The sequence below is a fragment of the Pseudomonas sp. genome, assembly GCF_049653025.1.
Classification (GTDB): domain Bacteria; phylum Pseudomonadota; class Gammaproteobacteria; order Pseudomonadales; family Pseudomonadaceae; genus Aquipseudomonas.
The window spans coordinates 84,500-98,997 of the sequence record NZ_JBASFM010000024.1 but is presented as its reverse complement, the minus strand read 5'-3'; the positions used below and the strand labels follow the sequence as shown (position 1 = coordinate 98,997).

Annotated in this window: 14 protein-coding genes and 1 tRNA gene; 12 read left to right on the top strand and 3 right to left on the bottom strand. The window is 62.4% G+C overall.

All coding sequences use genetic code 11. The annotated features are described in order from the left end of the window. Positions 1–49: 49 nt before the first annotated feature. Positions 50–126, top strand: a tRNA-Asp gene (locus WBK23_RS19415). A 145-nt stretch (positions 127–271) separates the two neighbouring features. Next, positions 272–397, top strand: coding sequence for a hypothetical protein (locus WBK23_RS19410; RefSeq protein ID WP_424485567.1), 126 nt, complete (start codon positions 272–274; stop codon positions 395–397). A 139-nt stretch (positions 398–536) separates the two neighbouring features. Here WBK23_RS19410 and WBK23_RS19405 read toward each other — a convergent pair whose 3' ends face one another. Both WBK23_RS19405 and WBK23_RS19400 read right to left on the bottom strand, forming a co-directional pair. After that, positions 537–1,574 (bottom strand): AraC family transcriptional regulator, encoded by a 1,038-nt coding sequence (locus WBK23_RS19405; protein WP_424485566.1) that lies wholly within the window; start codon positions 1,572–1,574, stop codon positions 537–539. Then, positions 1,571–2,704: a carbon-nitrogen hydrolase family protein gene (locus WBK23_RS19400; protein ID WP_424485565.1), complete on the bottom strand. Its 1,134-nt coding sequence runs from the start codon at positions 2,702–2,704 to the stop codon at positions 1,571–1,573. The genes WBK23_RS19405 and WBK23_RS19400 overlap by 4 nt, the downstream gene beginning before the upstream one ends. A 209-nt stretch (positions 2,705–2,913) precedes the next feature. Here WBK23_RS19400 and WBK23_RS19395 point away from each other — a divergent pair, with 209 nt between their 5' ends. The 5 genes from WBK23_RS19395 (at position 2,914) to WBK23_RS19375 (ending at position 9,180) form a co-directional block, all read left to right on the top strand. After that, a complete protein-coding gene (locus WBK23_RS19395) occupies positions 2,914–4,947 on the top strand; it encodes an FAD-dependent oxidoreductase (RefSeq protein ID WP_424485564.1) in 2,034 nt (677 codons plus the stop codon). 64 nt (positions 4,948–5,011) lie between these two features. Further along, on the top strand, positions 5,012–5,443 hold the full coding sequence (locus WBK23_RS19390) for a nuclear transport factor 2 family protein (RefSeq protein ID WP_424485563.1): 432 nt from the start codon (positions 5,012–5,014) through the stop codon (positions 5,441–5,443). 265 nt (positions 5,444–5,708) lie between these two features. Continuing rightward, positions 5,709–7,079, top strand: a complete 1,371-nt coding sequence (locus WBK23_RS19385) for a chromosome partitioning protein ParA (protein WP_424485562.1) — start codon at positions 5,709–5,711, stop codon at positions 7,077–7,079. Positions 7,080–7,129: 50 nt separating this feature from the next. Beyond that, positions 7,130–8,029 carry a 1-aminocyclopropane-1-carboxylate deaminase/D-cysteine desulfhydrase gene (locus WBK23_RS19380; RefSeq protein ID WP_424485561.1) on the top strand — a complete coding sequence of 300 codons (900 nt, stop codon included), beginning with the start codon at positions 7,130–7,132 and terminating at the stop codon, positions 8,027–8,029. 41 nt (positions 8,030–8,070) lie between these two features. Further along, positions 8,071–9,180: a cyclic nucleotide-binding domain-containing protein gene (locus WBK23_RS19375; RefSeq protein ID WP_424485560.1), complete on the top strand. Its 1,110-nt coding sequence runs from the start codon at positions 8,071–8,073 to the stop codon at positions 9,178–9,180. Between the two features lie 189 nt (positions 9,181–9,369). Here WBK23_RS19375 and WBK23_RS19370 read toward each other — a convergent pair whose 3' ends face one another. Next, positions 9,370–10,314: a DUF1853 family protein gene (locus tag WBK23_RS19370; RefSeq protein WP_424485559.1), complete on the bottom strand. Its 945-nt coding sequence runs from the start codon at positions 10,312–10,314 to the stop codon at positions 9,370–9,372. A gap of 307 nt (positions 10,315–10,621) precedes the next feature. On the opposite strand from WBK23_RS19370, the gene WBK23_RS19365 reads away from it, so the two are divergent. From WBK23_RS19365 to WBK23_RS19345, 5 genes are read left to right on the top strand one after another with little or no spacing between them, the layout of a single operon-like run. After that, positions 10,622–11,509, top strand: coding sequence for an NAD(+) kinase (locus WBK23_RS19365; protein ID WP_424485558.1), 888 nt, complete (start codon positions 10,622–10,624; stop codon positions 11,507–11,509). Next, positions 11,509–12,483, top strand: a complete 975-nt coding sequence (locus tag WBK23_RS19360) for a metallophosphoesterase (protein ID WP_424485557.1) — start codon at positions 11,509–11,511, stop codon at positions 12,481–12,483. The genes WBK23_RS19365 and WBK23_RS19360 overlap by 1 nt, the downstream gene beginning before the upstream one ends. Continuing rightward, positions 12,480–13,346 (top strand): rhomboid family intramembrane serine protease, encoded by an 867-nt coding sequence (locus WBK23_RS19355; protein WP_424485556.1) that lies wholly within the window; start codon positions 12,480–12,482, stop codon positions 13,344–13,346. The genes WBK23_RS19360 and WBK23_RS19355 overlap by 4 nt, the downstream gene beginning before the upstream one ends. A 46-nt stretch (positions 13,347–13,392) precedes the next feature. Continuing rightward, positions 13,393–13,656, top strand: a complete 264-nt coding sequence (locus tag WBK23_RS19350) for a YeaC family protein (RefSeq protein ID WP_424485555.1) — start codon at positions 13,393–13,395, stop codon at positions 13,654–13,656. Then, positions 13,656–14,492, top strand: a complete 837-nt coding sequence (locus WBK23_RS19345) for a DUF2797 domain-containing protein (RefSeq protein WP_424485554.1) — start codon at positions 13,656–13,658, stop codon at positions 14,490–14,492. The genes WBK23_RS19350 and WBK23_RS19345 overlap by 1 nt, the downstream gene beginning before the upstream one ends. Positions 14,493–14,498: the final 6 nt, after the last annotated feature.

Here is a 14,498-nt window from a genome sequence, read left to right as displayed (position 1 = left end):
TGATGCATCAGATGAAGCAAGAGTTGTACGGACGTAAGTCCACCGACATGCAGCGGTAGTTCAGTCGGTTAGAATACCGGCCTGTCACGCCGGGGGTCGCGGGTTCGAGTCCCGTCCGCTGCGCCATATACGAAACCCTCAGGTAGCAATACCTGAGGGTTTTTTATTGCCTGCAATTCCTGCTCGCCTTCTGCAGGCTGTTGCGCGGCAAACTGTCATCTTGCGTTCATCTGTCTTCTCTAGCCTGATTGGCATGCTCTTTGTATTTGCAATGAGCAGTCGCCACGATATCGGCTGGGAGGAGCAGGCAATGGATGACTATCAAGAAGAACTGCTGGATGCGCGCGCCGTTGAGCAAGACCTGCCAGAGCGGGACGAAGATGCCACCGAGCTCTAAGAGCCTGCTGACGATCTGCTGCGCGTCGGCCATCCGGCGTTAGAAACAGCCTCGGAATGCTCATTTACAGCCAGTAAACTGCGCTTCCTCGGCTTTTTCTGCCTTGTCTGGCTCTAGCTCGCGAGATCGTAAACAGGCTCTAACCCGCTCTACGCTGCTCGCGGCGGTATTCACCTGGGGTTTGCTGGTTCCAGCGTTTGAATGCGCGCTGGAAGGCTTCAGCTGAAGCAAAACCGAGCAGATAGGCGATCTCGCCAAAGGCCAGCTCGGTATCACGGATATAGGCCATCGCCAGGTCGCGGCGGGTGTCGTTGAGGATGCTGCGAAACTGCGTGCCTTCTTCGGCCAGCTTGCGTCGTAGGGTCCAGGCCGGTAGTTGCAGGCGTGCGGCGACTTCCGTCAGATCCGGCTCGCGGCCATGCAGCAAGGGACCGAGCAACTGGGTGATGCGTTCGCGCAGGTTGCGCGTGCGGGTTAGCTGTGTCAGCTCCCGCTCACAGATTTCCAGCAGGTGTCGCCAGGTGCTCGGGCAATGCTCGGGGTTGCGCAGATTCAGGCTGTGCTGATCCAGGCGCAGCTGATTGTGCGTGCTGGCAAATTCCACCGGGCAGGCAAACAGCGCGGCGTATTGCGCGGCGTAGGCGGGGGCCTGAAATTCGATCTGCACCTTCTCCACCGGCATTGGCTGTTGCGCCAGTTTGCTGAGCTGTTGCGCCCAACTGGCCAGCACCGAATCGACCACAAAGCGGTTGTAGGCGTTGTACGGGCTGATCGAATAGAAGCGCAGCCAGGCACCGCGGGCATCTTCGTGCAGGCTCGACTGGCCGCGATAGTTGCTGGCATACAGCGGCTCGAAGCGAATCATCGCGCGCGCCGCCTCACGTACCGTCGGGGCCTGCGCGGCGGTGACGCCTGCCAGGCCCAGTTGGCTGAGGCGGCCGGTTTGGCCCATCAGCAGGCCCAGGCCGGGTTCGTGGCATTGTTGAATGGCGGCGTGGCCCAGGCGCATATAGCGGGGAATCGACAGTCGCGCACGGGGTTCGGCCAGGCGCGCGGCATCCAGACCGTAGCTGTCGAGCAGCGGTTGTGGGTTCTGTTCGAGCTTGCGCATGGCATCGGCCAGGCTGTCGACGAAGCCGACCGAGAGGTCGCCGAGTTTTACCCGAGACGCCTTCATAACCAGAGATTGACCAGGCGCGCGCCGGGGCCGTCCTCGGCGATTGCCTGTTGCCCGTCGTGGCTGAGCAGGCTGTGGCCGGCGCTGCCCATGTCCCAGAGTTGCCCGCGCATAAACACGGTGATGCCGGCGGCCGCGCCGCTACTGGCGAGTCGGGCGGGCATCGACAGGCGTTGCCAGGCTTGGCCTTCGCTCAGTTCGCCGGGTTTGAGCTGCACATCCGTTGGGGTTGCTGCGCCGTTATAGCCGCCCCAGGGTTTGTCCCAGTTGCCATTGCCGGTCAGGAAGGCCGGCACGGCGATCAGCTCGACCTGTTGCTGGGCCAGTTGCTGATAGCCAGCGGGGTACCAGCTATCGGCGCACACCAGCACGCCCAGGCGGCCGGCTGGGGTTTCGACTGTTTGCAGTTGAGCAGCGCTGGCGGCGGCCGTGAAGCCTTGTTCTTCACGTATCGGAAAGACTTTGCGTTGCGGCTGCCCGAGCGGTGCGCCGTCGCGGCCAAATACCAGGCTGACATTGAACAGCGGGCCGCTGCCGGTTTCGAGGCGGCCGTCGACCACCTGCGGTTGCGGCAGCACGATGGAGCCGGCGACCAGGGTGATGCCATATTCCTTGGCCAGGCCGCCAAACAGTGCCTGGTAGTCGCTGGCCATCTGCTGCGCCTTCATGCGAAACAAGGCGTCGCTCAGGCGCTCGCTGCCCTTAGCGGCAACCAGTGCACGCAACAGGCGTAAAGGGTTGCTGGCGGCCAGCCAGGCCATGGCCTGATTGACGCTGCTGGCCTGATACAGCTCGGGTTTTTCGCCGCTGGCCACCAGCCAGGTGCCGATATGTTCTGGCAGTACGGCAACGGTCTTGTCGTTCAGCAGGCCGGCGCTGCGTGCGTGCTCCAGGTACGCCGCCAGTTTCAGGCGCAGGCGCGCGCTGCTCTGGTAGTCGCTGGCAAACAACTCGGGTTGGATACCCAACAGGTTGCCGCGCCCGGATGGCTCGCCCTGGTTGGCGGCCAACTCGCTGCGCAGATCACTGAGGTGATGGCCGAGCGCCGGACGCTGCTGCGCCCAATACAGGTAGCCGCCCAGGCTGGCGATCAGCGGCAAGGTGATGCAGAGGTGGGCGAGTCTGGGCATGGGCGGGCCGGGCGCTGTAATAAGGCTGTCAGGTTAGGTGAGTGCTGAAAGCTTGCCAAGTGGCACTGTTCTTTATGATCAATAAGTTGTCACTTTAGGTCATTGAGGCGTTCGGGCTGGCTCTTTATCGTCTAGACCATATCGACTGCGGCCCATTAAGAGGCCGCAGCATTTTCCGTGAAATGCCAACGCCCGATGTGGAGACTTCCATGACTGCTCACTATCCAAACCTGCTGGCCCCGCTCGATCTGGGCTTCACCACGCTGAAGAACCGAACCCTGATGGGCTCCATGCACACCGGTCTGGAAGAGAAGCCGGGCGGCTTCGAACGCATGGCAGCCTACTTCGCCGAGCGTGCCCGTGGCGGTGTTGGCCTGATGGTCACCGGCGGTATTGGCCCGAACGAGGAGGGTGGCGTGTATGCCGGCGCGGCCAAGCTGACCACCGCCGAGGAAGCCGAGAAGCACAAGATCGTCACCAAGGCGGTGCACGAGGCGGATGGCAAGATCTGTATGCAGATCCTGCATGCCGGCCGTTATGCCTACAGCCCTAAATCGGTTGCGCCGAGCGCCATCCAGGCACCGATCAACCCGTTCAAACCGCGCGAGCTGGACGAGGAAGGGATCGAGAAGCAGATCCAGGACTTTATCAACTGCTCGTTGCTGGCCCAGCAGGCCGAGTACGACGGCGTCGAGATCATGGGCTCGGAAGGTTATTTCATTAACCAGTTCCTCGCCGCCCACACCAACCAGCGCACCGACCGCTGGGGCGGAAGCTACGAGAACCGCATGCGCCTGGCGGTGGAAATCGTCCGCCGCGTGCGTGAGGCCGTAGGTCCGAACTTCATCATCATCTACCGCCTGTCGATGCTCGACCTGGTTGAAGGCGGCAGCACCTGGGGCGAGATCGTCCTGCTGGCCAAGGCCATCGAGAAGGCCGGCGCGACCCTGATCAACACCGGTATCGGCTGGCACGAAGCGCGTATCCCGACCATTGCCACCAAGGTGCCGCGTGCGGCCTTCACCAAGGTCACCGCCAAGCTGCGCGGCGAGGTGCAGATTCCGCTGATCACCACCAACCGCATCAACACCCCGGAAGTGGCCGAACAGGTGCTGGCCGAGGGCGACGCCGACATGGTCTCGATGGCTCGTCCGTTCCTCGCCGACCCGGACTTCGTCAACAAGGCCGCCGCCGGCCGCAGCGACGAGATCAACACCTGCATCGGCTGCAACCAGGCCTGCCTGGATCACACCTTTGGCGGCAAGTTGACCAGCTGCCTGGTCAACCCACGGGCCTGCCACGAGACCGAGCTGAACTACATCGCCACCACCCAGGTGAAAAAGATCGCCGTGGTCGGTGCCGGCCCGGCCGGTCTGTCCGCCGCCACCGTGGCGGCCGAGCGTGGCCACAGCGTGACCCTGTTCGACTCGGCCAGCGAAATTGGCGGTCAGTTCAACGTGGCCAAGCGTGTGCCGGGCAAGGAAGAGTTCTACGAGACCATTCGCTACTTCGGTCGCAAGCTGCAAACCACTGGCGTCGACCTGCGTCTGAATACCCGTGTGTCGGCCGACGAACTGGCCAAGGGCGGCTATGACGAGATCATCCTGGCCACCGGTATCGCCCCGCGTACCCCGGCCATTCCGGGCATCGAGCACGCCAAGGTGATCAGCTACTTGGACGCCATCCTGCAGCGCAAGCCGGTTGGCCAGACGGTGGCGGTGATCGGTGCCGGCGGTATCGGTTTTGACGTGTCGGAATTTATCGTTCATCAGGGCGTTGCCACCAGTCAGGACCGCGAAGCGTTCTGGCACGAGTGGGGCATCGACGCCGACCTGGAAGCCCGCGGTGGTGTCGCCGGGATCAAGGCCGAAGTGCATGCGCCGGCGCGCCAGGTGTTCCTGCTGCAGCGCAAGAAGTCCAAGGTCGGCGACGGCCTGGGCAAGACCACCGGCTGGATCCACCGCGCCGGTCTAAAGAACAAGCACGTGCAGATGCTCAATTCCGTCGAGTACCTCAAGGTCGACGACGCCGGCTTGCACATCAGCATTGCCGGTGGCGAACCGCAGGTATTGCCGGTGGACACCGTGATCGTCTGCGCTGGCCAGGATCCGCTGCGCGAGCTGCAGGAAGGGCTGGAAAATGCCGGGCAGAGCGTGCACCTGATCGGCGGTGCCGATGTGGCCGCCGAACTGGACGCCAAGCGGGCGATCAACCAGGGCTCGCGCCTCGCCGCCGAACTCTGACCGATAAACGCCCCGCCTCGTGCGGGGCGTTTTGCATGTGGCTCACAACAATAAGGAGAAGCTCATGTCCAGCAACGTCCAACTTCAACCGGCCGCGGCGGCCACGCTCGCGCAGTGGCATGGCCTGATGCAGAACAACGACCTGCGTGCTCTGCCGGAGTTGCTGCACCCGCAGGCGGTTTTTCGTTCGCCCATGGCGCACAAGCCCTACGCCGGTGCGCCCATGGTGTCGCTGATTCTCAATACGGTTAGCAAGGTGTTTGTCGATTTCACCTATCACCGTGAGCTGGCCAGCGCCGATGGCCTCAATGTGGTGCTGGAGTTCAGCGCCAAGGTTGGTGAGCGCGAGCTCAAGGGCATCGACATGATCCGTTTCGACGAGGCCGGCAAGATCGTTGAGTTCGAGGTGATGGTTCGCCCGATGAGTGGCTTGCAGGCACTTGGCGACGAGATGGGTCGGCGCTTGGCACCGTTTCTCGCTGCCGCGAAAAACTAGGCGGTTGCAGCGAATCCATCACAGTTTTGCCCTGTAGGCGCTTTTTCTGCGGTTTCCCGGCGGGGCGACTGCCAACCCAGTCACATTGCTGCTCGCGGTTTTTCCCCTAGACTTGCCTGAACAAGGGTATAGCGCCTGAAACGCAGGCCTTGCTTGCCCCGTCAGAATGTTGGCAGTCTTGTGGTGTGTGCCATTTTTTGCGTAACGCACACAAGCCAGTCGTAAGCTAAGCGGATTGCCCCCGTTTCGGCCTAGAGGGAAACCGATGAGCATGCAGAACAAGCCGCAGATGGTTGAGGCCGTGATGTTCTTCAGTGAGCGCGGCGGTATCTGCAAGCAAATGTTTTTCACCGAATTCGAGGCCCTGCTCGATGGCGTAGTTAATATGCCCGAGTTCGCCGACCAGCAGATGCGGGTTGCTTATATCTCGATTAATCCGCGCTTGCTGATAAAGGCTGCGGTATTTTTCTATCTGGATTTCGATGAAAAGGGCGCGCCGGATTCCGGTTGGAATATCCCCTTGCAGGCCCTGGCCGAGCGCGCCGGGCGTGGTCCAGACCTGGGTGCCGGGCCGATTCGCCTGGCGTGTCGCAGCCAGTGCCCGGTGTCCTGGCACCAGATGCACCTGTGGGACCCGAGCCTGACCCCAGGCAACAATGACCTGGCCTTGCTGCGCGATGTGGTCAAGCGCAACAGCCTTGGCCTGCTGGTCGAAGATGACAATACCCAGGCTGTTGCCCTCGAACGCCTGCAAATGGCTTCGGAGGACAAGTGGCACGCCCCGGATCCGGCTCAGGATGAGGCGGTCAAGGCCGGCCAGAAGCTCGATCAGGAACACCGCCTGAAAACGGCTCAATTGATCAAGCAGCAACGCCTGCGCATCAGCAGCCTCGGCCAGCAGCGTGAAGAAGAACTGGCCAAGCTCAAGCTGGCCCACGAAGCGCACAACAAGGGCCTGCAAGGGCAGATTCAGGGCTTGCAGCAGGCCCTGCGTCAGCAGGAAGAACACAACGCCAGCCTGAAGGCGCAACTGGCCGTTCAGGCTGCCAGTTTCCAGACTGCACGTGAGGACATGACCGAGCAGCTGCGTGCGCTTGAACTCGATGGCCGCAGTGAGAGCGATAGCCTGCGCGCGCAGTTCGAAGGTGAGATGCAGGCCAAGATTGTCTCGGCGGTGGCCGAGTACAAGGAGCAGATCGCCATCCGTGATGTCGAGCTGGCCTATCGCAGCGAACAGGACACCCAGGCGCTGCAGGAGATCAATCGACTCAAACGCGCCTATGCCGACCTGGCCAGCCAGGGCGGTGACCAGATTCTCGAACGCCTGGCCAAACTCGGCGTGGTGTTCGTGGTGTATCACCCGGGTGCCGGGCACCTGACCATTCCCTTGCAGGATATTGCGGCCTATCAGGACAACCCGCAGGCCTATGCGGCGGCCAAGTGTTTTGTCAGCGAGGAGCAGTACCGTCACTGGTTGGCGCACTACCAGCAGCCGAGTTGCGAGGCGCTGCTGCCCAGCGGCGAACGCTGCGCCATCCCGATTGACCGCATCGACACGCCCAGCCGTTTTGCCCTGGGTGAATCCAATTGCTGCGCGCGACACAAGGCCAGTAGTCGTTTGCGCACTGTCAGTTAACCTTGCCTGTAGTCCTGCCTGACTGGGCTCCCCATGCGCCCTTGCAGCGCATGGCATTCGCGTGGTCGCAGCAAGCCGGGATCGAACTGGCGATGTTGCGCCTGGATCTGCTGGATCCACTGATCAGCGGCAACAAATGGTTCAAGCTGGTTCACCATCTGCTGGCGGCGCAAGCGCTGGCGGCTGAGGGTGTGATCAGCCTGGGCGGTGCCCACTCCAATCACCTGCATGCGCTGGCAGCCGCTGGCAAACGTTTCAACTTCAAGACGGTCGGACTGCTGCGTGGTAACGCGCAGGACACGCCGACTGTGCGCGATTTGCAGGCCTTCGGCATGCAGTTGCACTGGCTGGGTTATGGCGGTTATCGCGAGCGCCACGCGGCCGAGTTCTGGCCGCAGTGGCAGGCGCGCTATCCGGACTTTTATCCAGTGCCCGAAGGCGGTGGTGGCTTGCCCGGTGCGCAAGGTTGCATGGCTCTGATTAGGCTGGTGCGCGAGCAGCTTGCCAGTCTGGGCTGGAGCGATTACGACGCCTGGTGGCTGGCGGCCGGTACGGGTACCACCGCCGCTGGATTGGTGTTGGGCGAGGCGGGTGCGCATCCGGTGTATGCCGCGCTGGCGGTGCCGGCCAGCCACGGGGTTGCAGCGCAGGTGTCGGCCATTTTGCAGGAGGCCGCTGCGCCTGACGCCCATTACCAGTTGTTTGAGGCCAGTCGCGCAGGTTTTGCCAAGGTTGACCCCGAATTGCTGAGCTTTATGCACGCCAGCGAGGCGGCCAGCGGCGTCCCCCTGGAACCGCTGTATAGCGCCAAAGCATTAATGGCGTTGCGCCAGCAGGTCGAGGCCGGTTACTTTGCTCGCGGCAGTCGCCTGGTGTTTGTCCATACCGGTGGCCTGCAAGGCCGTGCGGCGGCTTTGTCGCAGCCACTACAGACGTGCTCGGCCAATTAACACGGCTACACTGACTTTCACCAGCGGAGCCTGGATATTCCATGAGCGAGCCCCTTAACCCCGAACAATTGCGCAGCCTGACGCCACTCAATGTGTTGTCTGAACAGCAGTGGCGGGAGTTGCGCGCGCAATTGGTTCCGCAGCCCTTGCTGGCCGGGCAGTTGCTGTTCCGCCTGGGCGATCAGGCACGGCTGACCTATTACCTGCTGGCGGGTGAGCTGCTGTTGCAGTCGGTCGACGGCCAGGAGCTGCGCCTGCAAGCGGGTAGCGAGGCCAGCTGTCATCCGCTGTCGCCCAGCTTGCCGCGCCTGCATGAGGCTCGCGCGCTGAGCGACGCCAGTGTGCTGGCGCTGGACAGCGCCACCCTCAACCGTCTGCTGACCTGGCGTCTGGCTTACCAAGACCTGCTGCTGGAACTTGGGCAGAGTCATGAAGAGGTCGAGTGGCTGGAGCGTCTGCTGGAAAACCCGTTGTTCGCCAAGGTGCCGCCATCCAATGTGCGGGCCATGCTCGAACGTTTGCAGCGAGTCGAGTTGCCAGCCGGCAGCACGGTGTTGCAGGAAGGTGAGGTGGGCGACAGCTGCTACTTCCTCAAGAATGGCCGTGCCGAGGTGATTCGTGGCGCGGGCAGTGCCCAGCAGGTGCTGGCGGAGTTGGAAATCGGCGCATGCTTTGGCGAGGAAGCGTTGCTGGCCGACAGCCCGCGTAATGCCACGGTGACCATGCTGGAAGATGGCGTGGTGCTGCGGCTGGACCGCCAGGATTTCTTCTCCCTGCTCAAGGCTCCGGTGGTGGATGAGGTGTCATTGGGTGAGGGCTCGCGCCTGCTGGCGGCCGGTGCGCAGTGGCTGGATGTGCGGCTGCAGGAGGAGTACGAGCGTGCGCATGCCTTGCAGTCACTCAACATGCCGTTGCAACTGCTGCGCTTGAAGGCGCGCCTTTTGGATAAAAGCCGCACCTATCTGTGCTATTGCGACAGCGGCAAGCGCAGCACCAGTGCGGTGTTTCTCCTGTCGCAGCTGGGTTTCAGTGCTTATGCCTTGCGCGATGGCGTCGATGCCTTGCCAGCGGTGCAGCGCGATGCCTTGCTCTGCGAAAGCGGCTCGGGTTATCTGGCACGCTCCGGTGGGCGGACCGAACGCAGCCTCTGAGAACCTGTTGACGATCTGCTGCGCGTCGCCCTGCTGCGTTAAAAACAGGCTCGGAATGCTCATGTACAAAAGTACACTCCGCTTCTTCACCTGCTTGACCAGCCGAAGGCTGTTACTAACGTAGCGCCTTGCATGGCTCTAGCTCGCGAGATCGTAAACAGATTCTGATAGGACAGGGCTGGCCACTCGCTAGCGAGCGGTTTGCAGTGGCCAGTCATCATTGACCAGAAACACCCGCTCGCGTTCTTGCCAGATCGCATTCTCCTCAACCATGCGCACCAGCAGCTGTGCGTTGGCATCCGGCGCTAACGCCGCGAGCCACTGCTCGAACTGCGTGCGCGTCCACAGCTCATTCTGTTCGATGCGCGCGTTGGCCAGCCAGGCCTGACGCGGCAGCGGTTGCCAGTTATCGGCACCCTGTTGGGCGGCAAACTGCGCCCAGTCCCGGCGGTGCAGCCAACACCCGCGCAGATGCTGCGGATTGCCGCCCTGTGGTGCGGTGCATGTCTGGTTCCATGGGTAGAACAGGTAACCGCCCAGCCAGAGCGCGGCCTGAACCTGCTGTATATCCAGTTCGGCCAGAGCGCTGCGCGCTTCGTCACGGGCGGACAGGGGCAGCTGGTGGCGGCCCAGGTGGTCGAGTTTGATATCCAGGCGGTCAAGGCTGCCGGGACCTAGCCAGTGCGCCGGGTCGACACCGCTGGCCTGCTGCGGGCCGAGGTACAGCTTGATCGCCAGTTCCAGGTGATGCACGCCTTGCTCGTCGCGCAGCAGCATGTCCAGTTCGCCCAGGGTATGGCCCTGCTGGCGGATCGGCAGGTTGGCGGCCAGCACCTCGATACCGGGTGCGGCATGCAGGGCGAATTGCCAGAGCCGCTCGTAATACAAACCCAGGCGGCGCACCGAGCTTTGGCTCAGCCAGTGCAGCAGGGCACTGCTATCGACATCCAGGCCCAGTAGCCAGTCGGCCAGTTCATTGGGTCTCAGGCTCCAGCCGCTGGCGCTCAGCGGGTGGCGTTGCGGCCAGGGTGTCAGCGCCAGCATGGGTGGTGAAAGTAGCGTCCAGGCCAAATCGCGCACTACGGGTTGGCGCAGTTGGGCGGGCAGGTCGGCGAGCGATGGAAAAGGCGTCATGCTGCGAGCATAGCGCTTAGCGCCTATTTACGATCTGCTGCGCGTCGGCGATACGGCGTTAGAAATGGCCTCGGAAAGCCGCTTGCGGCTAACGCGCTTTAGCGCGGCCCGACGGGCGAGTGAAACGAGTACTGCTCATTTACAACCGTAAACTCCGCGCCCTCGGCCATTCCTGCCTTGTCTCGCTCTAGCTCGCTAGATCGTAAACAGACTCTCCGTCGTTACCAGGGCAGGTCAGCGGTTTGCTGCTGCCGCCAGCTTTCGCCCATAATCGGGGCCTCTAGATCCAGAGCCTGGCGGGAGCACCATGGAGCAATTTCGTAATATCGGCATTATCGGTCGGCTGGGCAGTACCCAGGTGCTCGACACCATTCGCCGGCTGAAGAAGTTTCTGCTCGCTCGCCATCTGCATGTGATCCTCGAAGACTCCATCGCCGAGGTGTTGCCCGGGCATGGCCTGCAAACCAGCTCACGCAAGATTCTCGGCGAAGTGTGCGACCTGGTGATCGTCGTCGGCGGCGATGGCAGCATGCTCGGCGCGGCTCGGGCGCTGGCGCGGCACAAGGTGCCGGTACTGGGGATCAACCGCGGCAGCCTGGGTTTTCTCACCGATATTCGCCCCGATGAACTGGAGCTGAAGGTCGCCCAGGTGCTGGAAGGCCAGTACCTGACGGAAAATCGCTTTCTGCTGGAGGCGGAAGTACGCCGCCATGACGAGGCGATTGGTCAGGGCGATGCGCTCAACGACGTGGTGCTGCACCCGGGCAAGTCGACCAAGATGATCGAGTTCGAGCTGTATATCGACGGTCAGTTCGTCTGCAGCCAGAAGGCCGACGGCCTGATCATCGCCACGCCGACCGGCTCCACCGCCTATGCGTTGTCCGCCGGCGGGCCGATCATGCACCCCAAGCTCGACGCCATCGTCATCGTGCCGATGTATCCGCATACGCTGTCCAGCCGGCCCATCGTGGTGGATGGCAACAGCGAACTGAAGATCGTGGTGTCCAAGGACTTGCAGATCTACCCGCTGGTGTCCTGCGACGGGCAGAACCACTTCACCTGCGCGCCGGGCGACACCATCACCGTGGCGAAGAAGCCGCAGAAGCTGCGCCTGATTCACCCGCTCGATCACAACTACTACGAGGTCTGCCGTAACAAACTGGGTTGGGGCAGCCGGCTCGGCGGAGGCGACTGATGCAGCTCGATCCCGCTCGCGGTTACGACCTGATCGGCGATATCCATGGTTGTGCCAAGACCCTCGAACACCTGTTGGCGACCTTGGGTTATCGCCGCGAGGCCGGCGTCTGGCGGCATCCGCAGCGCATGGCGATCTTTCTCGGCGACCTAGTCGACCGTGGCCCACGCATTCGTGAGACCTTGCACCTGGTGCGCGATATGGTCGCCGCCGGGCAGGCGTACTGCATCATGGGCAATCATGAATTCAACGCCCTGGGCTGGAGCACGCCGGCCGCTCCCGGCAGCGGCCGCACCTTCGTCCGTGAGCACACGCCTCGGCACGCGCGGCTGATCAAGGAAACCTTGCAGCAGTTCGAGGCCTATCCGGCAGAGTGGCAGGAGTTTCTCGGCTGGTTCTACGAGTTGCCGCTGTTTATCGACGCAGGTCACTTTCGCGTGGTGCATGCCTGCTGGGATGACGGCCTGATCGAACCCCTGCGTGCGCAGTTTGCCGATGGCTGTATTGATGAGCCGTTTCTGCAGGCTGCGGCCGGGCCCGGCAGCTTTGCCAATATGGCTTTGGACCGCCTGCTGCGCGGCACCGATATGCGCCTGCCGCATGGCCTGACCCTGACCAGCGACGATGGCTTTACCCGCGCGCACTTTCGCACCAAGTTCTGGGAAGAAGACCCGCAAACCTACGGCGATGTGGTGTTCCAACCCGATGCCTTGCCGGAGTTGGCGGCGCAGGTGCCGCTTAGCGAAATGCAGAAAACTGAATTGCTGAAATACCCCGCCGACCAGCCGTTGCTGTTTGTCGGCCATTACTGGCGTAGCGGCAACCCCGCGCCGATTCGCGACAACCTGGCTTGTCTGGATTACAGCGCGGTGCTGAATGGCAAGCTGGTGGCTTACCGGCTCGACCAGGAAACGCGTCTGGAGGCCAGCAAGTTTGTCTGGGTCGATGTCGAGAGCCCGGAGGCACGGCCATGAGTGCAGTAGCGGCGATGCGCCTGCCAGAGCATGTCGACTTGAGCGGCTTTATCAGCCTGCTACAACGTTTGCAGGTACCCCACCGCGTTGCCGAAGAGGCGGGCGAGCAGGTGCTCTGGGTTCCAGAAGAACAATTGGCTGAGCAGGTGCGCGAGTTGTATGGGCGCTATCCGCAGGGCGATGCCGAGATGCTGGCCGCGCCGCCAGAGGCCGCTGCGAAGGTGCCTGGTTTTATTCAGCAACTGCGCGCGAGTGTGATGACCAGCGTGATACTGGCGCTGACCTTTGCCGTAGCGGCGCTGACCTTGTTGGGCGATCAACTGACTGCGGTGAGCTGGCTGAGCTTTGTCGACTACCGCGTGCAGGGCGACTACATCTACTTCGGCTACCTCAACGACACCCTCGCCAGCGGTCAGTGGTGGCGGCTGCTGACGCCGATGCTGATTCATTTCGGCATCCTTCACCTGGCGATGAATACCCTGTGGTACTGGGAGCTGGGCCGTCGGATTGAGGCGCGTCAGGGGGCCGTGATGCTCTTGGGTTTGACCCTGTTGTTCAGCCTGGCGGCGAATTTCGCCCAGTACCTGCATGCCGGCCCTTCGCTGTTCGGCGGCTTGTCCGGCGTGCTGTATGGCCTGCTCGGGCACTGCTGGATCTTCCAGCGCTTGGCGCCCACGCCCGCGTATCGGCTACCGCCAGGCGTATTGGTGATGATGCTGGCTTGGCTGCTGATCTGCATGACCGGCATCTTCGAGCTGCTGCAGTTCGGCGCGATTGCCAACGCGGCGCATGTCGGCGGGCTGCTGACCGGTTGCTTGACTGGGCTTGTGGGCGGTGCGCTGGCGCGTCGGCGACGCAGTTAGTTCTTCATCAGGCTGGTAAACTGCCACTTTGTATTTGGAGGCGCGTATGTCGTCCTTTCTCGAAGCGATTGAAAACATCACCCCGGAGATCTACCAGAGCCTCAAGCTGGCGGTGGAAATCGGCAAGTGGCCCGATGGCCGCAAGCTGACCCAGGAGCAGAAGGAGCTGACCCTGCAAGCCCTGATCGCCTGGGAAATCCACAACCTGCCGGAAGATCAGCGCATCGGTTATATGGGTCCGCAGGAGTGCAGCTCCAAGTCCGAGCCAGTGGCCAACCTGCTGTTCAAATCCTCGGAAACCCTGCACTGATGAGCGAGCTGGCCCGTGGTGCCCTGAGCAAAATGTCGGTGCAGCTGGATGCGCCGGTGCAATACAGCTTTCGCCTGGGCGATGCATTGCTGCCGGTCAATCCGCTGATCGGCAAGACCCTGCGCCTGGAGTTTCTCGGCGCGATCCACTGCAGCCATTGCGGGCGCAAGACCAAGAGCAGCTACAGCCAGGGTTATTGCTACCCCTGCATGCAGAAGCTGGCGCAGTGCGACATCTGCATCATGAGCCCGGAGCGCTGCCACTATGAGGCCGGCACTTGCCGCGAGCCGAGCTGGGGCGAGCAGTTCTGCATGACCGACCATGTGGTCTACCTGGCCAATTCCTCCGGGGTAAAAGTCGGCATCACCCGCGCCACGCAGATTCCCACCCGCTGGATCGACCAGGGCGCGAGCCAGGCCTTGCCGATTCTGCGGGTCGCCACCCGCCAACAGTCCGGTTTCGTCGAAGACCTGTTGCGCACCCAGGTGGCGGATAAAACCAACTGGCGCGCGCTGCTCAAGGGCGATGCGACCCCGGCCGATCTGTTGGCGGTGCGTAAGCAGCTGTTCGACAGCTGTGCCGACGGGCTGCACGAACTGCAACAACGCTTTGGTATCCAGGCCATTCAGCCGCTCAGTGATCAGTCGGTGGTGCAGATTGCCTACCCGATTGAGGCTTATCCGGCGAAGATCACCAGCTTCAACCTGGACAAGAATCCGCTGGCCGAGGGCACGCTGCTGGGCATCAAGGGCCAGTACCTGATGTTCGATAGCGGCGTGATCAATATCCGCAAATACACCGCTTATCAGCTGGCCGTCCACGAACTGGCCGCCTGACTTACC